This is a genomic window from Demequina capsici (genome assembly GCF_032102965.1).
GTDB lineage: Bacteria > Actinomycetota > Actinomycetes > Actinomycetales > Demequinaceae > Demequina > Demequina capsici.
Window position 1 is genome coordinate 1,242,995 of record NZ_CP134880.1, and the last position, 19,126, is coordinate 1,262,120.

19 protein-coding genes are annotated in these 19,126 nt (G+C 69.0%); 8 read left to right on the forward strand and 11 right to left on the reverse strand.

Going from position 1 to position 19,126, the window contains the following annotated elements; all coding sequences use genetic code 11:
• The first annotated feature begins 30 nt into the window (after positions 1-30).
• Positions 31-1,047: a quinone-dependent dihydroorotate dehydrogenase gene (locus tag RN607_RS06005; RefSeq protein ID WP_313545040.1), complete on the forward strand. Its 1,017-nt coding sequence runs from the start codon at positions 31-33 to the stop codon at positions 1,045-1,047.
• Here the strand turns inward: RN607_RS06005 and RN607_RS06010 are convergent.
• Positions 1,039-2,118 carry a TDT family transporter gene (locus RN607_RS06010; protein ID WP_313545042.1) on the reverse strand — a complete coding sequence of 360 codons (1,080 nt, stop codon included), beginning with the start codon at positions 2,116-2,118 and terminating at the stop codon, positions 1,039-1,041. The two genes, RN607_RS06005 and RN607_RS06010, sit on opposite strands and share 9 nt — an antisense overlap.
• 81 nt (positions 2,119-2,199) lie before the next feature.
• Between RN607_RS06010 and RN607_RS06015 the strand changes: the two genes are divergently transcribed.
• Entirely contained in the window at positions 2,200-3,099 is a 900-nt protein-coding gene (locus RN607_RS06015; protein ID WP_313500969.1) for a LysR family transcriptional regulator, read from the forward strand.
• Here the strand turns inward: RN607_RS06015 and RN607_RS06020 are convergent.
• The 4 genes from RN607_RS06020 to nadA all read right to left on the reverse strand — a co-directional run bounded on the left by RN607_RS06020 (position 3,092) and on the right by nadA (position 6,617).
• Positions 3,092-3,508, reverse strand: a complete 417-nt coding sequence (locus RN607_RS06020) for a hypothetical protein (protein ID WP_313545043.1) — start codon at positions 3,506-3,508, stop codon at positions 3,092-3,094. The two genes, RN607_RS06015 and RN607_RS06020, sit on opposite strands and share 8 nt — an antisense overlap.
• 183 nt (positions 3,509-3,691) lie before the next feature.
• The gene (locus RN607_RS06025) at positions 3,692-4,708 is read right to left on the reverse strand and encodes an aldo/keto reductase family protein (RefSeq protein ID WP_313545045.1); all 1,017 of its coding nucleotides are present in this window, start codon (positions 4,706-4,708) and stop codon (positions 3,692-3,694) included.
• 98 nt (positions 4,709-4,806) lie between these two features.
• Complete coding sequence (locus tag RN607_RS06030; RefSeq protein WP_313500978.1) at positions 4,807-5,376, reverse strand: DUF3043 domain-containing protein; 570 nt, start codon at positions 5,374-5,376, stop codon at positions 4,807-4,809.
• Positions 5,377-5,411: 35 nt separating this feature from the next.
• A complete protein-coding gene (gene nadA, locus RN607_RS06035; protein ID WP_313545047.1) occupies positions 5,412-6,617 on the reverse strand; it encodes a quinolinate synthase NadA in 1,206 nt (401 codons plus the stop codon).
• A 77-nt stretch (positions 6,618-6,694) separates the two neighbouring features.
• Here nadA and RN607_RS06040 point away from each other — a divergent pair, with 77 nt between their 5' ends.
• A complete protein-coding gene (locus tag RN607_RS06040) occupies positions 6,695-7,687 on the forward strand; it encodes a glycerate kinase (RefSeq protein WP_313545049.1) in 993 nt (330 codons plus the stop codon).
• A 172-nt stretch (positions 7,688-7,859) separates the two neighbouring features.
• On the forward strand, positions 7,860-8,213 hold the full coding sequence (erpA, locus tag RN607_RS06045) for an iron-sulfur cluster insertion protein ErpA (protein ID WP_313500987.1): 354 nt from the start codon (positions 7,860-7,862) through the stop codon (positions 8,211-8,213).
• Between the two features lie 82 nt (positions 8,214-8,295).
• On the opposite strand, the gene RN607_RS06050 is transcribed toward erpA, so the two are convergent.
• The gene (locus RN607_RS06050; protein WP_313500990.1) at positions 8,296-9,471 is read right to left on the reverse strand and encodes a cysteine desulfurase family protein; all 1,176 of its coding nucleotides are present in this window, start codon (positions 9,469-9,471) and stop codon (positions 8,296-8,298) included.
• A 56-nt stretch (positions 9,472-9,527) separates the two neighbouring features.
• On the opposite strand from RN607_RS06050, the gene ctaC reads away from it, so the two are divergent.
• The 4 genes from ctaC (at position 9,528) to RN607_RS06070 (ending at position 14,091) form a co-directional block, all read left to right on the forward strand.
• Positions 9,528-10,370: an aa3-type cytochrome oxidase subunit II gene (gene ctaC, locus RN607_RS06055; RefSeq protein ID WP_313500993.1), complete on the forward strand. Its 843-nt coding sequence runs from the start codon at positions 9,528-9,530 to the stop codon at positions 10,368-10,370.
• Complete coding sequence (gene ctaD, locus RN607_RS06060) at positions 10,370-12,082, forward strand: aa3-type cytochrome oxidase subunit I (protein ID WP_313500996.1); 1,713 nt, start codon at positions 10,370-10,372, stop codon at positions 12,080-12,082. The genes ctaC and ctaD overlap by 1 nt, the downstream gene beginning before the upstream one ends.
• A 12-nt stretch (positions 12,083-12,094) precedes the next feature.
• Positions 12,095-12,496: a cytochrome c oxidase subunit 4 gene (locus tag RN607_RS06065; RefSeq protein ID WP_313500999.1), complete on the forward strand. Its 402-nt coding sequence runs from the start codon at positions 12,095-12,097 to the stop codon at positions 12,494-12,496.
• 176 nt (positions 12,497-12,672) lie between these two features.
• Positions 12,673-14,091 (forward strand): GNAT family N-acetyltransferase, encoded by a 1,419-nt coding sequence (locus RN607_RS06070; protein WP_313545052.1) that lies wholly within the window; start codon positions 12,673-12,675, stop codon positions 14,089-14,091.
• A gap of 47 nt (positions 14,092-14,138) precedes the next feature.
• On the opposite strand, the gene RN607_RS06075 is transcribed toward RN607_RS06070, so the two are convergent.
• From RN607_RS06075 to ctaE, 5 genes are all read right to left on the reverse strand, one after another.
• Positions 14,139-14,759 carry a superoxide dismutase gene (locus RN607_RS06075; protein ID WP_313545054.1) on the reverse strand — a complete coding sequence of 207 codons (621 nt, stop codon included), beginning with the start codon at positions 14,757-14,759 and terminating at the stop codon, positions 14,139-14,141.
• A 221-nt stretch (positions 14,760-14,980) separates the two neighbouring features.
• Complete coding sequence (gene qcrB / locus RN607_RS06080) at positions 14,981-16,651, reverse strand: cytochrome bc1 complex cytochrome b subunit (protein ID WP_313545055.1); 1,671 nt, start codon at positions 16,649-16,651, stop codon at positions 14,981-14,983.
• Positions 16,651-17,697: a cytochrome bc1 complex Rieske iron-sulfur subunit gene (qcrA, locus tag RN607_RS06085; RefSeq protein WP_313501009.1), complete on the reverse strand. Its 1,047-nt coding sequence runs from the start codon at positions 17,695-17,697 to the stop codon at positions 16,651-16,653. The genes qcrB and qcrA overlap by 1 nt, the downstream gene beginning before the upstream one ends.
• Positions 17,694-18,476, reverse strand: coding sequence for a cytochrome bc1 complex diheme cytochrome c subunit (qcrC, locus tag RN607_RS06090; RefSeq protein ID WP_313545056.1), 783 nt, complete (start codon positions 18,474-18,476; stop codon positions 17,694-17,696). Before qcrC ends, qcrA begins: the two co-directional genes overlap by 4 nt.
• Positions 18,477-18,490: 14 nt before the next feature.
• On the reverse strand, positions 18,491-19,120 hold the full coding sequence (gene ctaE / locus RN607_RS06095; RefSeq protein WP_313501014.1) for an aa3-type cytochrome oxidase subunit III: 630 nt from the start codon (positions 19,118-19,120) through the stop codon (positions 18,491-18,493).
• Positions 19,121-19,126 lie beyond the last annotated feature (6 nt).

Consider the following 19,126-nt stretch of genomic DNA (forward strand, 5'->3'; position numbering starts at 1 on the left):
TTCGAGCCTAGCCCCGACTACCTTGGACCCATGTACGACCTCGTCCTCAGGAATGTCATCTACCGGATGGATCCGGAGTTCGCTCATCGCTTCGCCGTGGTCGGGTTCCGCTACGGCGGGAGGCTGCTGCGGGCGCTCGGCGGGCGCCGGTCCTTTCCCGCCCCGCCCGCCTCCGCGGCGGTGCACGCGCTCGGGATGGAGTTCGCCGCGCCGCTGGGCCTCGCCGCCGGTATGGACAAGAACGGGGAGGCGGTGCGGGGTCTCGCCGCCGCCGGCTTCTCGCACATCGAGATCGGCACGGTGACGGCGCGCGCGCAGCCGGGCAACGACCGTCCGCGTTCCTTCCGGGAGAAGGACGTGCGCGGCTTGCGCAACAGGATGGGATTCAACAACGAGGGCGCCGACGCGGTGGCCCGGCGGCTCGCGCGGCTCCGGTCGGGTCGCAAGGGCGGGGACGTGATCCTGGGCGTCAACATCGGCAAGACGAAGGTGACTTCCCCCGAGGACGCTCCGACGGACTACGGCTACTCGGCGCGTCTGCTCGCCCCGTACGCCGACTACCTGGTGGTCAACGTGTCCTCGCCCAACACGCCGGGCCTGCGGGACCTGCAGTCCACGGAGGCCCTTCGGCCGATCCTCGAGCACGTGAGGGCGGCTGCGGACGATGCGGTGGGCGACAGGCACGTGCCGCTGCTCGTGAAGATCGCACCGGACCTTGCCGACGAGGACGTCGACGCCGTGGCGGACCTGGCCGTCGAGCTCGGCCTCGACGGCATCGTCGCCACGAACACGACCATCGGTCATGACAGGGGGCCCGGGGGGCTGTCCGGCCCTCCGTTGCTTCCGCGTGCGCTCGAGGTGATCACGCGCCTGCGTGCGCGCGTGGGGCCCGGCATGTGCCTGGTGGGCGTCGGAGGCATCACGACCGTCGCGGACGCGCGCGCGATGCTCGCCGCGGGCGCGACCCTGCTGCAGGGCTACACCGCGTTCGTCTATGAGGGCCCGGCCTGGCCCGCGCGCATCAACGCGGCGCTCGGCTCACGCTGAGACGCTGAGCGCGTGGGCGCGCTCCCGACGCGGCAGGTGGTGGCGCAGGGTACCGGTCGCAGCGACGCCCCAACCCGCGGCCAGGAGTGCGTACAGGAGCACGGCCAGCCCGGTCATCGCTGCGGAGCCCGTGTGCTTGGCGAGCTGACTGGCTCCCGTCACGCAGGTGCCCACGGGGAACGTGAACGCCCACCAGGCGAGGGTGAAGGGGAGGCCGACGCGCGCCGTCCGCACCGTGACCGCGAGCGCGATGGCGAGCCACATGAGCGCGAAGCCCATCACCGGCACTCCGTAGAGGAGCGAGAACACCAGCAGTGCGTGGCTGTCGATGCCCAGGGGCTGGGCGGCGTGGTCGGCGAGCAGCCCGACCGCGGTGACGGACTGTCCGAGCGGACCCAGCACGATCCACAGCGTCGGTACCGCTGCGGCGGCACCCACCTGATGGTGCGCGAGGCGGTTCCAGAGAGAGGCGATCACCATGATCGCCGCGAGGCCGCTGAGCCCGAACATGGCGTAGCACGCGAGCGCGAGCGTTCGCGCCAGCTCGCCGCCCACGTAAGGGAGCAGCATGGCGCCGGTCGCGGCGGACACCATCGGCGGGACGACGGGCATCAGCCAGGCGCCTGAGGCGGCACCGGGCGCGACGCTGTGCCGGGTGAACGCCAGCACGGGCACGCCGACCGCCGTCGCAAGACCGAGCGCGGTGCCGAGGATCCACAGCGTCGCATCGGCTCCCACCGCGACGCCCTGGCCCAGCAGCGGCTTCGCGACCACCAGGGTGGCCGCGCCGTAGGCGAGCAGGCCCATCGCCTGCGCGCCGTAGAAGTGCGCCATGCCCGGGTCGTCGAGGTACCGCCGGATCGCGCCGCGGTCGTCGAGGTAGTGGCGTGTCGTGGTGGCCACCGCTGCCACGAGGACGACGGAGGCGAGCGCCCACGCCGTCCACGCGATGCCGGTGAGCACCGGGCTGGACACAGGGAGCGTCGCGGCGGCGGTGGCGAGGATCGAGGTGCCCATCACGACGGCGAACCAGTTGGGGGTGACGGCGGGAGCAGGTGTGCGCGGGCTCATGTCTCCAGCGTTCCAAGCGATCGCGGGCGCCGGTAGGGTGGATCCCGTGGGTATCCACAAGTCTGGATTGTGGGAGGCGGAGTGAACGGCACCACGCTCGACGAGATGCGCATGATCGTGGCGGTGGAGGAGCACGGCAGCCTCACCGGCGCCGCGACGGCGCTGGGGGTGACCCAGCAGGCCGTGTCCCAGCGCATGCGCGCGCTCGAGCGCAGGTGGAGCCTCTCGCTGTTCACGCGCAGCGCGCGCGGCACCCGGCTCACGGATCACGGCACGCTCGTCGCCGAGTGGGCGGCGACCATGGTGGGTCACGCGGAGGCGTTCGACTCCGCCGTCGCGTCCTTGCGCAGCGACCGCGCAGCGCACGTGCGCGTCGGCGCGAGCCTCACCATCGCCGAGCACCTGGTGCCCGGTTGGCTCGTCACGTACGCTGCCGATCCCTCCGCGGCGCACGTGGAGCTCACCGCCGTCAACTCCGTGACCGTCGCGCAGCGGGTGCGCGCAGGCAAGGACGACCTCGGTTTCGTCGAGTCGCCCGACCTGCCCGACGGGCTCGCGAGCCTCGTCTTCATGCGCGATGAGGTGGTGCTCGTCGTAGCCCCTGAGCACCCCTGGGCCCGGCGCACCTCCGTCAGCCCCGCTGAGGTCGCGCGCACGCCGCTGGTCAGCCGCGAGGCGGGCTCGGGCACGCGGCTCACACTCGAGCGCGCCGTCGAGGCGATCACGGGCCTCGGCACGGTGGTCGCTCCCGCAGCCGAGCTCTCGACCACGGCCGCGGTGAGAGCGACGATCATGGCAGGCGGGGGAGTCGGGGCGCTCAGCGCGCGCGCGGTGCGGGACGACCTCGACGCCGGACGCCTGCGGGCGGTGCGCGTCGACGGTCCGCCGATGGTCCGGCCGTTCGCCGCGGTGTGGGACCCGCGGCGACGGCTCGCCCCCGGTGCGTCGAGGATCCTGGAGATCGCGTCGGCGGTCAGCTGAAGGAGGTCCCCGAGCGCCGGATGGCCTCACGGAGGATCGCGATGTGGGGAAGGTCCTTGGGGCGGCCCAGCACGAGCTTGAACGCGAGCACCTCCTCGAGCGACCCGACAAGGATGCCGTCGACGCGCGACGCGGTGGCGAACACCTCATCGGCCGGGCGTCCGAACCAGCCGGAGAACACCTCGACCGAGCCGTGGAGCCGGACCACCTGGTCGCCGCGCGCCCCCGCCTCCGGCCTGCCGCACAGGGCGGCGTGACGCCACGCAGCGCCGCGGGCGACCAGATCCACGTCCCCGATGCGGTCCACCAACCCGTGCGCCAGCATCGGTCCGGATCCCATGAGGATCACGTCGTCGAGGCCCATCCCCAGCGCGACGATCCTTGCTCGCACCTCATCCCAGTCGAGCATGCGCACCTCCTTGCAAGAATCGTCGCGCACCCGGGAACGCTGCCGCGGGTTGGCGCGTTGAAGACTGTGTACGCACCTGCCAGGCGTACAAGTGCATTGTTTTCTCCTTTGAACGTGCGTCGGCCCCCGGAACTGGGACATATTCCGGGGGCCTTCGCATGCGTGCAGGAGATTCGGGGCCCGTCAGGCGCGCCGCGTCGCGGGGCTGGTCTGGGCGGTGAGCGCCGGGTCACGCGCCACCTTGTCTCCCAGCACCTCGTCGATCCGCGCCATCAGCTCGGCAGGGATGGACACGCCCGACGCCTTCGCGTTGTCGATCACCTGCTCCGGGCGGGAGGCCCCGATGATCGCCGCAGCCACGTTCCGGTTCTGGAGCACCCACGCGACGGCGAGCTGTGCCATCGTCAGGTCCAGCTCCTCCGCGATCGGCTTCAGCCCCTGCACGCGTGCCAGCAGGTCCTGATCGTCCAGGAAGCGCGCGATCATCCCCTTGCCGCCCTTCTCGTCCGTCCCGCGTGACCCCGCGGGTGCGGGCGCGCCGGGCAGGTACTTGCCGGTGAGCACGCCCTGCGCGACAGGGGACCAGACGATCTGCGACAGCCCTGCCTCCTCGGACGCAGGCACCACCGCGTCCTCGATCACGCGCCACAGCATCGAGTACTGCGGCTGGTTCGAGATGAACGGCACCCGCAGCTCCTTGGCGAGCGCGGCACCGGCCCTGATCTGCTCTGCAGTCCACTCGCTCACGCCGATGTAGAGCGCCTTGCCCTGACGCACGATGTCCGCGAAGGCGAGCATCGTCTCCTCGAGCGGCGTCTCGTGATCGTAGCGATGCGCCTGGTAGAGGTCGACATAGTCGGTCTGCAGGCGTCGCAGGGACCCGTTGATGGACTCCATGATGTGCTTGCGTGACAGGCCGGTGTCGTTGGGGCCGCCGGGTCCTGTGGGCCAGTACACCTTGGTGAAGATCTCGAGGCTCTCGCGTCGCTCACCCTTGAGCGCCTCACCAAGGACGGTCTCGGCCGCAGTGTTCGCGTACACGTCGGCCGTGTCGAAGGAGGAGATGCCCACGTCGAGCGCGGCGTTGACGCACGCCCTCGCCTGGTCGTTCTCCACCTGCGATCCATGGGTGAGCCAGTTGCCGTAGGTGAGCTCCGTGATCTTGAGCCCCGAGTTGCCGAGGTAGCGGTATTCGATCATGCTCCCCACCCTAGGCCGTGGCCGGAGGCGAGCGACGGCCGCGGTGGTACGACGAAGGCCCCTGGACAGATCCAGGGGCCTTCGTGACGACGCTTCGGTCAGCTGGGGTACTCGCCGCGCTTCACCTTGGGCTTGGGCACGCGCATGCGACGCAGGTTCATGGCCCGGGTGATGGCGTACAGGCGCCATCCGCGCGGCATCCTGCCGACGCCGAACCGCGTCTCGAAGTGCTTCTTCAGCGACCGTGTGATCATCCAGACCTCGATCGCCATGCCCAGCAGGACGATGTAGAAGCCGAGGATCAGGATGGTGCCGATCGCGGAGCTGCCCACGAACAGGGTCAGCACCACGAAGCCGAGCATGACGGGCATGGCCCATTCGGCGGCGGACGAGCGCGCGTCGATGAAGTCGCGGATCCAGCGGCGTTCGGGGCCGCGGTGCTCGAGCGGCATGTTGCGGTCGTCGCCGCTCATGAGCGCCGCGTTCTCCTTCGCGCGCTGCGCGCGTGACGCCTCCTTGCGGGCCTTCGCGTCCTCCTTGGTCCCTCCCACCAGAGGCCGCCGGTTCGCGGCCTCCTGCTCCTTGCGCTTGGGAGTGGGGCGTCCCTTGCCGACAGGGATGGTGCTGTCCTCGTCGGGAAGGTCGATGGTGCTGTCCTTGCTGCTCATTGCTCTCCGGTGGGTTGCCGCGTCAGTGCGGTGGGTCAGTCGTTCGCTGGTGCGGGGGCCGGAAGCGCGAGCATCCGGTCCAGCGCCACCTTGGCCTCTGCCTGGGTCTGCGTGTCGACGACGATGCGGTTGGGCACCTCGCCGGCGACGAGCGACTCGAGCGCCCACACCAGGTGCGGGAGGTCGATGCGGTTCATCGTGGAGCAGAAGCAGACGGTGTCCTCCAGGAAGTGGATCTGCTTGTCGGGGTGTGCGTTCGCGAGGCGACGCACCAGGTTCAACTCGGTGCCGATGGCCCAGGCGGTGCCGGGCTCGGCGGCCTCGATCGCCTTGATGATGTACTCCGTGGAGCCCACCATGTCCGCAGCGTTCACGACATCGTGCGCGCACTCGGGGTGCACGATGACTGTGATGTCAGGCACCCGCTCGCGCAGCGCGTCAACGTTCTCCTTGCGGAAGCGGCCGTGCACGGAGCAGTGGCCCTTCCACAGGATCATCCGCGCGGCGGCGAGCTGCTCGACGGTGTTGCCGCCCAGCGGCTTTCGGGGGTCCCACACGACGCAGTCGTCGAGGCTCATCCCGAGCTTCAGCACGGCGGTGTTGCGGCCCAGGTGCTGATCCGGGAAGAAGAAGACCTTGCCGTCGCCCTCCACGCCGCCGATCTGGTCGAACGCCCAGCGCAAGGCGGTCTCGGAGTTCGACGACGTGCACACCGCGCCGCGGTGGCGCCCGCAGAAGGCCTTCAGCGCAGCGGTGGAGTTCATGTACGTGATCGGGATGGTGCGGTCGGTGATGCCCGCCTCGGCGAGCTGCGCCCACGCATCCTCGACCTGGTTGATGTCCGCCATGTCGGCCATCGAGCAGCCGGCTGCCATGTCGGGCAGCACCACCTGCTGCTCGTCCGACGTGAGGATGTCGGCAGACTCCGCCATGAAGTGGACGCCGCAGAAGACGATGAACTCCGCCTCAGGACGGTTCTGCGCGTCGCGGGCCAGCTTGAAGGAGTCGCCCGTCACGTCGGCGAACTGGATGACCTCGTCACGCTGGTAGTGGTGGCCCAGGACGAACACGCGGTCGCCCAGCTTCTCCTTGGCCTTGCGAGCCCGTTCCACGAGGTCGGGATCCGACGGTGCGGGAAGGTCTCCGGGGCAGTCGACGCCTCGCTCCGACAGCAGGTCACGACGCTGACCCAGCAGAAGGAGGGCGGGCGACTCGGCAGGTTCCGTGAAGGTCGCGCTCATCTGTGCATTGTCTCACGCTCGCGAGATCGGGAATCTCGACGGTCAGGGGCGCTCGGAACTGCAGGCACACTGGTGGCATGCGAGTGGTGCTGGTGATGGAGGGGTGGCCGGGCCTGCCCGCCGGCGGCCCGGGCGTCGACGTCGCGCGCGAGGCCTGGGGGGTCGCCGCGCCCGGGGTGGACGTCGAGGCCCTGGCGGTCGGTGATGGCGGTCCGCGGAGCCTGGACGCGGAGGCAGGCACCCAGGGGACGATCGCCGCGGCGGATGCCGTCGCACTCGACGACGCCGTGATGCTGGCGCCCGCCGCCGGTGCGCTCCGCTGGGATCCTCAGGCGCTCCGTCAGGCGCTGCTGACCGTCGCGGCGGACCCGTCGGCACCTCGACGCGTCGTGGTTCCCGTGGGTGATGCGCCGCCGGCAGGGGACGCAGCCGACCTCTGGGGAGAGTCGCTGGCCGCGACGCGACAGACGCTGTCGCCGCTCGAGATCGTCGCGCTGGTCGCCTCGGACCGGCCGCTGCTCGGCTTCCACGGCATGAGCGCCGCGGTGCGCGAAGGACGCGAGGCCGACGCGGCCCTCGCCGTCGCTGCGCAGCAGCAGGAGGACCGGTGGCGTGAGCGTGCGCTCGCCGCCGACGACATCGCCTCGGCGCACGCCATGCTGCTCGGACCGCGTCGCCTGTCGGACCAGCCGCGCACCGGTGCGGCGGGCGGTCTCGCGTACGCGCTCGCCGCTCTGGGCGCCCGGCTTGAGCCTGGCGCGCACCACCTTGCGTCGCGCGCGGGCGTGGCGGCGGCGATCGAAGGAGCCGACGTCGCGGTGGCGATCGTCGGGACGCTCTCGCATGCGGCGCTCGACCACGGCGTGAGCGCTCCGGTCGGCGCGCTGGCGGCCGCGCGGGGCGTGCCGGCAGTGGTGGTCACGTCCGACTCGCACGTCGGACGACGTGACCTGATGGCTGCGGGCATCCATGCGGCCCACATCGGCTCTCCGGGCATGGAAGGACTGCGAGACGCGGTGACCCGAGCAGCGCAGACATGGACCCCCGTGCGCGGATCCGGAGCGTGTTGAGGAGCCGGCCGGGCACAACGTCGGAGCGTCGCGCGTTCACTTGAGCAGGGCCCGGCGGTGGAACCCCTCAGCTGCCGTCGGGTCCGCCTCTCCCTTCCGTGCTGGTGGGGGCTCTTCGGGAATCGACCCGCGCGTCGTACGCTTGTAGAGGTATCAACGAAAGGAAGTGGCCATGACCGACACCGCCACCGAGACCCCCACCCACGGCGTCGCCATCACCGACGCCGCTGCCGCGAAGGTCAAGAGCCTGCTGGAGCAGGAGGGCCGCGACGATCTCCGTCTGCGACTCGCCGTGCAGCCCGGCGGGTGCTCCGGCCTGATCTACCAGCTGTACTTCGATGAGCGCACGCTCGACGGCGACGCGATCCGTGAGTTCGGCGGCGTGGGCGTCGTGGTCGACAAGATGTCGGTGCCGTACCTCGACGGCGCGACCATCGACTTCGCGGACACGATCGAGAAGCAGGGCTTCACGATCGACAACCCGAACGCCTCGAGCTCCTGCGCGTGCGGAGACTCGTTCGCCTGATCGGCGCGATCGTCTGACGAAGAAGGACGGCGTGGGCCTCGGCCCCGCCGTCCTTCTTCGTGTCGGTGTGGAGTGCTCGGCCTCAGTGCTGGACGCGGCCCCATGACGGCTGATGCTGGGCGCCGGCCCACGGCACCCCCAGCCCCGCGTCGGCGCGAGCCTCGCCGATGATGCGCGGGAGCAGCGCGAGGAACCGGTCCACCATCGGCTCGTCCACGCCCGGGTGGAGACCGATCCTGACGTTGCCGGTGGAGGGGGACCCGATCGCCGCGAGCACGCGGCTCGGCTCGAACCCGTCGTGCTCGCACGCCGACCCTGATCCGACGGCGATGCCTTCCTTGTCCAGGCGGGCCAGGACGGCCTCCCCGTCGACGCCGCTGCACAGGAGCGTCACCAGATGTGGGGCGCGCTCCAACGGGTCCCCGACCACAGTCACTCCGGGCATCGTGGCAGCCGTGGAGCGGATCCACTCCGTCATCGCACGCATGCGGGCCTCGACGGCCTGCCGATGCTCCACGCGCTCCTGCAGGGCGACCGCCGCAGCGAGCACCAGCGGCACCGAGATCCCGCCGGCCTCCCAGCCGGAGCGTTCCGGCCATGCGGGGAGCCAACGGGTGCGGGAACGGATCGCCAGCACGCCGATGCCTGCGGGCCCGCCCCAGTCGGCCGGATTCGCGACCAGCGCATCCCACGCCGCCGGCGACTCCATGTGCCCGATGGACGCGGTCGCGTCGACCACCAGCGGCACCTCGTGAGCCTTGGCGATCTCATGAACGTCGTCGAGCCGCTGCGCGGTGCCCAGCTCGTGGTTGACGTGCTGCACGGCGGCGATGGTCACGTCGGGGTAGTCGAGCGCGGCGGCGAAGGCCTCGAGATCCAGGTGGCCCTGCTCGTCGACCGCGACAGTCTCCAGACGACCCTGCGCGTAGTAGTGGGCGGCATGGAGCGTCGCGTCGCGCTCGACGGCGGAGGCGACGATCCGCTCGCGGCCGCGCCGGGCGGTATGCACGGCGCCGATCGTCCGCTCCAGAGCGATGACGGCGCTGGGGGAGAACGCGACCTCGTGGGTGGGGCAGCCGAGCACCTCTGCGATCGCCTCGCGCGCGCCTTCCACCAGGGCCTGCGCGCGCCGCGACTCGGCGTGGAGACGACGCGGATCCGCCCACCCGTCTGCGAATCCTGCGCGGATGGCCTCGAGGACCCTGGGTGTCATCGGAGAACTGCCGCTCGCGTCAAGATACGTGCGGGTCAGAGCCATGACAGAACGGTACCGCGCGCTATGCTGTGGACGTGTCCCCAAATACCAGTCCCCGTATGCTCAGGCGCACCCTGACTGCGGTCGTGCTCGCCGGCGCGGCAACGCTGCTCGCAGGCTGCTCGACCGGCATCGAGAACGGTGCGCTTCCCTCGACCCCCGAGGTCACCAACCACACCGGCACCATCATCCGGCTGTGGAACGGCTCCTGGATCGCAGCCCTCACCGTGGGCGTGATCACCTGGGGCCTGATCCTCTGGGCGGTGGCCGTCTATCGCAAGCGCAAGGGCGATGACAAGCTGCCCAAGCAGACGCGCGCGAACGTGCCGCTCGAGCTCATGTACACGATCGTCCCCATCGTCATGGTCGGCGTGCTCTTCACCTGGACCGTGCGCGGCGTGTGGGAGATCAAGGACACCTCGGCCGAGCCGGACGTGGTGATCCAGGTCATCGGCAAGCAGTGGTCGTGGGACTTCAACTACCTCACTGACGACGTCCACTCGATCGGCGTGCAGGCGCAGCTGAACAACGGCACCGACGTCGAGGACACCATCCCCACGCTGTACCTCCCGGTCGACGAGACCGTCGAGTTCCACCTGAACTCGCGTGACGTCATCCACTCCTTCTGGATCCCCGCCTTCCTCTACAAGGAGGACACGATCCCCGGCAAGACGAACGTCTTCCAGGTGGTGCCCCAGGAGGAGGGCACCTACGTCGGCAAGTGCGCCGAGCTCTGCGGCGAGTACCACGCCTCCATGCTGTTCAACGTCAAGGTCGTCTCCCGCGAGGAGTACGACGCGTACATCGAGTCGCTGCGCGCCAAGGGTCAGACCGGCGCCATCGGCCTCGACTACTCGCGCGACCAGGCAGTTCGGATCGGCATCGAGGAGAGCGGGGAGTAATGGCCACCGTCGCATACGAGGAGCCAGGCGCTCTCGACACCGTCCGCACGATCCCGGCAGCCCCCAGCCGTTCCGGGTCGCAGGTCATCAAGTGGATCACCTCCACCGACCACAAGACCATCGGGTACATGTACCTGATCACGTCGTTCTTCTTCTTCATCGTGGGCGGCATCCTCGCCCTGCTGATCCGCGCCGAGCTCTTCGAGCCCGGCATCCAGATCGTGCAGTCGGCGGACCAGTACAACCAGCTCTTCACGATGCACGGCACGATCATGCTGCTGCTGTTCGCGACCCCGCTCTTCGCAGGCTTCGCGAACGTGATCATGCCGCTCCAGATCGGCGCGCCCGACGTGGCGTTCCCGCGCTTGAACATGTTCGCCTACTGGCTCTACCTGTTCGGCGGTCTGATCACGATCTCCGGCTTCTTCACTCCGTCCGGCGCCGCCTCCTTCGGATGGTTCGCCTACGCGCCCCTGTCGAACGAGGTGTACTCGCCGGGCGTCGGAGGCAACCTGTGGGTGTTCGGCCTGGCCCTCGCCGGATTCGGAACCATCCTGGGCTCGGTCAACTTCATCACGACGATCGTGACGATGCGTGCCCCCGGAATGACGATGTTCCGGATGCCGATCTTCACCTGGAACACGCTCGTGACCTCCATGCTGGTCATCATCGCGTTCCCGCCGTTCGCGTCGGCCCTCTTCGCGCTCGGTGCCGACCGCGTGCTTCACGCGCAGGTGTTCAACCCTGACAACGGCGGCGCCATCCTGTGGCAGCACCTGTTCTGGTTCTTCGGTCACCCCGAGGTCTACATCATCGCGCTGCCGTTCTTCGGCATCGTGTCCGAGATCTTCCCGGTGTTCAGCCGCAAGCCGCTGTTCGGCTACCACGGGCTGGTCTACGCCACGATCGCGATCGCCGCGCTGTCCGTCTCCGTGTGGGCGCACCACATGTACGTGACGGGTGCGGTGCTGCTGCCGTTCTTCTCGTTCATGACCATGCTGATCGCGGTGCCGACGGGCGTGAAGTTCTACAACTGGATCGGCACCATGTGGCGAGGCAAGATCGTCATGGCCACGCCCATGCTGTGGTCCGTCGGCTTCCTCATCACGTTCCTCTTCGGTGGCCTGACAGGCATCATCCTGTCCTCGCCGGTCCTTGACTTCCCGATCTCCGACACGTACTTCGTCGTGGCTCACTTCCACTATGTGGTGTTCGGCACGGTGGTCTTCGCGATGTTCGCCGGCTTCTACTTCTGGTGGCCCAAGTTCACCGGCAAGATGCTGAACGAGACGTGGGGCAAGGTCCACTTCTTCCTGCTGTTCATCGGCTTCCACACCACGTTCCTCATCCAGCACTGGCTGGGTGCGGCGGGCATGGCGCGACGCTACGTCGACTACCTCCCGGAGGATGGCTTCACCTGGATGAACCAGGTCTCCACCGTGGGCGCGTTCCTCACGGCCATCTCCACGCTGCCGTTCCTGTGGAACGTGTACATCACGCACAAGCGCGCGCCCAAGGTGACGGTCGACGACCCGTGGGGCTTCGGTGGCTCGCTCGAGTGGGCCACCTCCTGCCCCCCGCCGCGTCACAACTTCACGTCCATCCCGCGCATCCGATCCGAGCGCCCCGCGTTCGACCTGCACCACCCCGAGGTGGCCGCGATCGACCACGCGCACGATCACGACAAGCCCGTCAAGGTCGCGGCGAAGTAGGAGGCACCTGAGATGAAGATCGAGTCCAACCTCTTCCTGCTCCCAGGAGCATTCTTCCTGTTCATCGGCATCGTCTACGGGGCGCTCACGCACTTCGAGGAGATGGTCGGCTTCCCCGCGATCCTGTTGACCGCGGGTCTGGCGCTCATGGTCGGCATCTACTTCAAGATGCTGGAGCGCCGTCACGGCGTCCGTCCCGAGGACAGGGACGACGCGGAGATCGCCGAGCTGTCGGGCGACCAGGGTCTGTACGCGCCCTGGAGCTGGTGGCCGATCGTCCTCGCCGGTGGCGGCGCGATCGGGTTCCTGGCGCTCGCCGTCGGGTGGTGGCTCATGGTGCCGGCGGCGATCGTCGGCACGGTCGGCCTGGTCGGCTGGGTCATGGAGTTCTCGACGGGACGCTTCGCGCACTGACCCGTCGTACGCGCGGAGGGCCCGGTTCCGTGGGAGCCGGGCCCTCCGGCGTCTGCCCGTGGCGCGCTTGTTCCACGAGAACGCTTCCGAACGTGTCCGGGTGAGCCAGTGCCGCTTCTGAGAGACTCGTGCGCCTGAGGGGTGAGCCAGTGCCGTTCGCCCGCGAAAGGAACCCCGTGCACATCCGCCCGATGACCCCGGAAGACGACCTCATGCCGTTCCTGGTGCTCACCATGAACTGGGAGGCCGGCCGCGACTGGGACGAGGCCCGGGTGCTCGCGGCTCCCGCGATCGCCCACTACATCGAGGGGTGGATGCGCGACGGCGATGCAGGGCTGCTGGCCGAGCATGCCGACACGCCCGTCGGCTGCGCGTGGTGGCGCCTGGCCGACGCCTCGGACCCTGGCTACGGCTTCGTGGCCGAGGATGTCCCGGAGATCGGTCTCGCCGTCGTCCCGGAGCTCCAGGGCAGGGGCGTCGGCAGGAAGCTTCTCGAGACGCTGATCGCGCGTGCGCGGGCCGAGGGCCTGCCCGGCCTGAGCCTGTCCGTCGAGGACGGCAACGACGGCGCGAGGCGTCTGTACGAGTCGCTGGGCTTCGTCGCCGTCGGGCGCGCGGGCAGCTCGGACACGATGCTTCTGGGTCTGGTCCCGCCGGAGCCGTTCCGCGGGCGCCTCGCGGACCCGGAACTCGAGGAGTGGGTGGAACGGAGCCGGCGCGAGGCGCCAAGGACACCCCTGCTGAGCGAGCTCAGGGCACCCCGCGAGCGTCGGCCCGGGCCGGAGGTGGCGTCGGCCGTGGATGCGACCATGGGGACGCCGCACCCCTTGCCGGTGAGGCGCTACGTCCCGGCCGACGCTGACGCCGCCTGCGTCGTGTACGTGCACGGCGGTGGCTTCGTCCACGGCGGGCTGGACTCGCATGATCGCGTGTGCAGGCGCCTCGCGACGCTTGCCGCTGTGGAGGTGATCGCCGTGGACTACCGGCTCGCGCCTGAGCACGCCGCGCCGGCCGCCGTCGACGACGTCTGCGCCGTCGTCCGTGCACTGGCCACCGATGAGCCAGGCCGGCCCGTGGCTCTGGCCGGGGACAGCGCGGGGGCGTTGATCGCCTACCTCGCCGCCCGCCGCCTCGTGGATGCGGGAGTGCCGGTGGCGCGCCTGCTGCTCGTGAACCCGAACGTCGATCCACGCCTGCGGATGCCGAGCGTGCGCGCCAAAGGCTCCGGTTGGGGTCTCACCGAGGCGGGCCTGCGCTGGTTCCTGGCGCAGTGGGTCGGGGAGGGACCGGTGGAGGCGCTGGCGCCGCTGGAGCTCTCGGCCCAGGGGATGCCGCCCACGCGGATCGTCGTCAGCGAGCATGACCCGCTGCGGGACGAGGGCGTGGCCCTGAGCGAGCATCTCGCCGCCGCGCAGGTGCACGTGTGCCTCGACGAGCTCGCGGGGATGGTGCACGGCTTCCTCACGCTCGACGACGTGTCACCCGCCGCGCGTGCGAGGGGAGACGATGTGCTCGCCGCGTGCAGACGCGAAAAGGGCGGGTCTCCCGAAGGAGACCCGCCCCGAGCCAGTGGCGGCGCCCCAGCGCGCTCGTGAGGCGCAGGTGCCGCCCGGCTCTGCCACACCCGAGGGTGCAGTGACGGCTAGAGGACCAGCAGGCCCTCGGTCGACGTGGCCTTCGCGAAGCGGGCCTGGACGTTCGCCCAGTCCACGACGTTCCACCATGCCTTGACGTAGTCGGCCTTGACGTTCTTGTACTGAAGGTAGAACGCGTGCTCCCACATGTCGAGCATGAGCAGCGGGACGAGCCCCACGGGCACGTTGCCCTGCTGGTCGTAGAGCTGCACGATGATGAGCTTCTTGCCGATGGTGTCCCAGGCGAGGATCGACCAGCCGGAGCCCATGATCGTCATGGCGTTGTTGGTGAAGTGCGCCTGGAACTTCTCGAACGATCCGAAGTTGTCGTCGAGCGCCGAGGCCAGCTCGCCCGTCGGCTTGTCGCCGCCCTCGGGGGACATGTTGGTCCAGAAGATCGAGTGGTTCGTGTGACCGCCCAGGTTGAACGCGAGGGCCTTCTCGAGGCCGGCGATCGCACCGAAGTTGTCCGTGTCGCGCGCCTCCGCCATCTTCTCCAGCGCGGTGTTGGCGCCGACGACGTAGGCGGCATGGTGCTTGCTGTGGTGCAGCTCCATGATCTGGCCAGCGATGTGCGGGTCCAGTGCTCCGTAGTCGTACGTGAGATCCGGCAGGCTGTACTCGGCCATTCTTCCTCCTTGTCAGGCCCCTGGACGGGGCGATCGGGTCATGCGAGCGCGACAGCCGGAGCCGCCGTGCTTCCGTTCTACTTCAACCCGCGGCGTGCCGCAGATGTTCCAGGTCCTGGCAGGTGCGTGGACGCGCCCGCCACGGGTCCTGGCAGACGAGAAGCCCAGGGGAGCGGCGTGGTGCGCACTGCTCCTCCTGGGCTTCTCGGTCGATCGTGACGTCAGTCCTTGGCGACCTCAGCGAGCTCCTGCTCGCCCTCGTGTGCCTGTTCGCCATGGCCGTGGTGCTGTGCCGCCGCGTACTCCGCAGGAGTGACAGGCTCGATGCGGTCCTCGAAGTAGAAGCGCGACAGGCGAGCCTTGAACCGCTGCCACCGGGCGCCGGGGCGACGCACGCCACGCTCGTTGTACTCGGGGTCCGCCTCGAACGGCGTGAGGTTGTCGAAGTTGACCCTCAGCCAACGCTCCTGCTCGTCGAGCGGCTCGTGCACCTCGATGTACTCGCCGTGCTCGTGACGGACGATGCGGCCCGTCTCGTGCCCGTGGAGCACCAGCTCGCGGTCCTTCCGCTGGAGGCCGAGCGCGATGCGCTTGGTGATCCAGAAGGCCGTGGGCGGCACGACGAAGATCGCGACGCGGAACGTCCACGTGAGGTCGTTGAGCGACAGATGGAACAGGTTCGCGATGATGTCGTTCGATCCCTCCATGGCGAGGATCATGTAGAACGAGATCAGCGCGACGCCGATGCCGGTGCGGGTAGGCGCGTTCCGCGGACGGTCGAGCACGTGCTTCTCGCCACGGTCGCCGGTGGCCCACGCCTCGATCCACGGGTACAGCGCGAGGAAGCCGAAGAACAGGCCCGGGATGATCACCGCGGGCGTGAGGATGTTCATCGTCAGCGTGTAGCCGAAGATCGTCCACTCGAACGGGAAGCCGCCGAGCCAACCGGGCATGAGTCGCAGAGCGCCGTCGACGAACAGGATGTACCAGTCAGGCTGGGTTCCAGCAGACACCGGCGACGGGTCGTACGGACCGTAGTTCCACACGGGGTTGATCGTGAAGAAGGCACCGAGGATGGCGATGATGCCGAACACGACGAAGAAGAATCCGCCCGCCTTCGCGGTGTAGACCGGGAACAGGGGGAGCCCGACCACGTTCTTGTGGGTGCGCCCGCCGCCTGGGTACTGCGTGTGCTTGTGGAGGAACACCAGGAACAGGTGCAGCGCCACCATCGCGAGGATCAGGCCAGGGACCAGCAGGATGTGCGCGGTGAAGAGGCGCGGGATCAGCACCTCGCCTGGGAACTCGCCCCCGAACAGCCAGAAGGAGATGTACGACCCGAGGATCGGGATCGACTTCACCACGCCGTCGATGATGCGCAGGCCGTTGCCGGACAGGACGTCGTCGGGCAGCGAGTAGCCGGTGAAGCCTGCCGCGAGCGACAGGATCATCAGCGTGAAGCCCACGAGCCAGTTGATCTCGCGAGGCTTGCGGAACGCTCCGGTGAAGAACACGCGGGCCATGTGGATCAGGATCGCAGCGGTGAACATCAGCGCGGCCCAGTGGTGGATCTGGCGCATCAGCAGGCCGCCAGGCACCTCGAACGACATGTGCAGCGTCGACTGGAACGCCTTCGACATCTCGACGCCCTGCATGGTCTCGAGCGGACCGTTGTAGATCACGGGGGTCATCGACGGCTCGAAGTACGCCGTGATGAAGACGCCCGAGATCAGCAGCACGATGAACGAGTACAGCGCGATCTCGCCCAGCATGAACGACCAGTGGTCGGGGAAGAGCTTCCGTGAGAAGAACTTGACGAGGGCGCCGATGCCGGTGCGCTCGTCGACGTAGTTGGCGGTGCCCGCGGCAGCCTTGTTGAGCTTGGCGCCCATCAGCCCTGAACCTCCTCGGCGGTGTCATCGCCCTTCAGACGGTCCCAGAAGCTCGGTCCGACAGGCTCGTGGAAGTCGCTCTGCGCGATGATGTAGCCCTCGTCGTCGACGGCGATCGGCAGCTGCGGCAGCGGGCGCTTGGCCGGGCCGAACACCACCTTCGCGCCGTTGGCGACGTCGAACGTCGACTGGTGGCACGGGCACAGCAGATGATGCGTCTGCTGCTCGTACAGCGCGACAGGGCAGCCGACGTGGGTGCAGATCTTCGAGTAGGCGATGATGCCGTCGAAGGACCAGTTCTCGCGGCCGGGCTGGACGTTGAGATCGGCCGGGTTGAGGCGGACCAGGAGCACCACGGCCTTCGCCTTCTCCTCCAGCTTGCCTTCCTCGAGGTCGTTCAGACCGTCGGGGATGACGTGGAAGACCGATCCGATGGTGACGTCGGAGGCCTTGATCGGGTCGCCTGAGGGGTCCTTGGTCAGGCGGACGCCCTTGGCCCACATGGTGCTGCGGAACTTGGACACGTTCCAGTCGGCGCCCATCGAGCCGATCTGGGGCACGAGCAGCGACAGGGGAGCGATCGCGAGCGCCGTGATCAACGAGCCCTTGAGCAGGCTGCGGCGCTTGGGGCCTGCGAGGCCGGAGTCGACGACGCCGTCCTTGAGGTCCTGGACCGCGCCGTCTCGCGCCTCGTCGGAGGAGCGCATGGGGTGGCGCTCCTCGACCATCTCGTGGTCGCGCATGAGCGTCTTCGCCCAGTGGATGGCGCCGGTGCCGATGCCGAGCATGGCGACGGCGATGCCGAGGCCCAGGACGGCGGTGAAGCTGCGCACGGTGCCGACGGTGTCGCCGAGGTCCATACCGAAGTAGCCGACGAGCGCGAGGATCGTGCCGAGGATCGACAGCCCGAACAGGAACGCCGTCTGACGCTCGGCGCGGTCGGCGGCCTTGGGGTCGACGTCGGCCTTGCGTGGTCGGTGGTAGGGCAGGCCCGGGTCCTCGAACGTCGAGTCGGAGGAGGGCTCGGTGTGCTTGTCGATGCTCATGAGGAGCGCGCTCCGATCCAGATGGTGCTTCCGATGAGGAGGCCGATTCCGACGATCCAGGCCCACCAGCCCTCGGCGACGGGGCCGATGGCTCCGAGCGAGAGTCCGCCGGGGGATCCGTCGCGCTGCGCGACCAGGTACGCGATGATGTCGCGCTTGTCCTCGGGGGTGATGTTGGCGTTGTTGAACACCGGCATGGACTGCGGGCCGGTGAGCATCGCCTCGAAGATGTGCGTGGGCGTCGTCTTCATGAGCGACGGCGCGAACTTGCCCTCGGTGAGCGCGCCGCCGCCGCCGACGGAGCCGTGGCACATGGCGCAGTTGGTGCGGAAGAGCTCCATGCCCTTGGCGGGGTCGCCGAGCGACGGGTCCACCTCCTCCGCGGTCGGGATCGACGGGCCGGAGCCGAGCGACGCGACGTACGCGGCGAGCTGCGAGATCTCCGTGGCGGAGAATGCGACCGGCTTGGCGGGCGCCTGCGGTCCGGAGGCCTGCATCGGCATGCGGCCGGTGCCCACCTGGAAGTCGACGGCCGCCGCGCCGACGCCGACGAGCGACGGTGCCACGCCGTCCTGGCCTTGGGCGTCGATGCCGTGGCAGGTGGCGCAGTTGGAGGAGAAGAGCTTCTGGCCGGCCTCGAGATCGGAGGACGACGCGGTGGTCGCCTCAGCGGTCTGCGACGTCGCGATGGCCCCGATGCAGGTGATCAGTGCGAGGAGCAGCATGACCAGGAGGAATGGCGCCGCCTTGTGGTAGCGCTTCGTTGCGAGTGCGTGCATTGTCGTGGGGGCCCTCACTGAACCAGGTAGACGACGGAGAACAGGGCGATCCAGACCACGTCGACGAAGTGCCAGTAGTACGACACGACGATGGTGGTGGTGGCCTCGTGCGCGGTGAACTTCTTCGCGGCGAAGGAGCGCGCGAGGACGAACAGCATCGCGATGAGTCCACCGAGGACGTGCAGGCCGTGGAAGCCGGTCGCCAGGTAGAACACCGAGCCGTACGGGCTCGACGAGATCGTGAGGCCATCGGAGATGAGGCCTGCGTACTCGTAGACCTGGCCCGCGATGAAGAACGAGCCCATCAGGTATGTGAGGACGAACCACTCGTGCATGCCCCAGCTCTTGACCTGCCAGATCGAGCCGGTGCGGCGGCGCTGGTAACGCTCGGCCGCCCACACGCCCGCTTGGGCGGTGAAGGAGCTGAGCACCAGCACGGTGGTGTTCACGAAGGCGAACTTGACGTTGAGGAGGGGTGTGATCTGCTCCCATACGTCCGGGACCTGGGCCCGGAGTGTGAAGTACATCGCGAACAGCCCGGCGAAGAACATCAGCTCGGAGCTGAGCCACACGATGGTTCCAACGGCCACCTGGTTCGGCCTGGTGGCATGTATGGGTGACGGCACAGTCGTGGCGTGGGACATAGGTCC

Excerpts from the sequence above, each read along its gene's own strand:
- RN607_RS06010 (WP_313545042.1), bottom strand. The coding sequence starts at position 2,118 with ATGAGCCCGCGCACACCTGCTCCCGCCGTCACCCCCAACTGGTTCGCC.
- nadA (WP_313545047.1), bottom strand. The coding sequence starts at position 6,617 with ATGAGCGCGACCTTCACGGAACCTGCCGAGTCGCCCGCCCTCCTTCTG.
- ctaE (WP_313501014.1), bottom strand. The coding sequence starts at position 19,120 with ATGTCCCACGCCACGACTGTGCCGTCACCCATACATGCCACCAGGCCG.
- qcrC (WP_313545056.1), bottom strand. The coding sequence starts at position 18,476 with ATGCACGCACTCGCAACGAAGCGCTACCACAAGGCGGCGCCATTCCTC.
- RN607_RS06065 (WP_313500999.1), top strand. The coding sequence starts at position 12,095 with ATGAAGATCGAGTCCAACCTCTTCCTGCTCCCAGGAGCATTCTTCCTG.
- qcrB (WP_313545055.1), bottom strand. The coding sequence starts at position 16,651 with ATGGGCGCCAAGCTCAACAAGGCTGCCGCGGGCACCGCCAACTACGTC.
- qcrA (WP_313501009.1), bottom strand. The coding sequence starts at position 17,697 with ATGAGCATCGACAAGCACACCGAGCCCTCCTCCGACTCGACGTTCGAG.
- ctaD (WP_313500996.1), top strand. The coding sequence starts at position 10,370 with ATGGCCACCGTCGCATACGAGGAGCCAGGCGCTCTCGACACCGTCCGC.
- ctaC (WP_313500993.1), top strand. The coding sequence starts at position 9,528 with ATGCTCAGGCGCACCCTGACTGCGGTCGTGCTCGCCGGCGCGGCAACG.
- RN607_RS06020 (WP_313545043.1), bottom strand. The coding sequence starts at position 3,508 with ATGCTCGACTGGGATGAGGTGCGAGCAAGGATCGTCGCGCTGGGGATG.
- RN607_RS06005 (WP_313545040.1), top strand. The coding sequence starts at position 31 with ATGTACGACCTCGTCCTCAGGAATGTCATCTACCGGATGGATCCGGAG.
- RN607_RS06040 (WP_313545049.1), top strand. The coding sequence starts at position 6,695 with ATGCGAGTGGTGCTGGTGATGGAGGGGTGGCCGGGCCTGCCCGCCGGC.
- RN607_RS06025 (WP_313545045.1), bottom strand. The coding sequence starts at position 4,708 with ATGATCGAATACCGCTACCTCGGCAACTCGGGGCTCAAGATCACGGAG.
- RN607_RS06075 (WP_313545054.1), bottom strand. The coding sequence starts at position 14,759 with ATGGCCGAGTACAGCCTGCCGGATCTCACGTACGACTACGGAGCACTG.
- RN607_RS06030 (WP_313500978.1), bottom strand. The coding sequence starts at position 5,376 with ATGAGCAGCAAGGACAGCACCATCGACCTTCCCGACGAGGACAGCACC.
- RN607_RS06050 (WP_313500990.1), bottom strand. The coding sequence starts at position 9,471 with ATGGCTCTGACCCGCACGTATCTTGACGCGAGCGGCAGTTCTCCGATG.
- erpA (WP_313500987.1), top strand. The coding sequence starts at position 7,860 with ATGACCGACACCGCCACCGAGACCCCCACCCACGGCGTCGCCATCACC.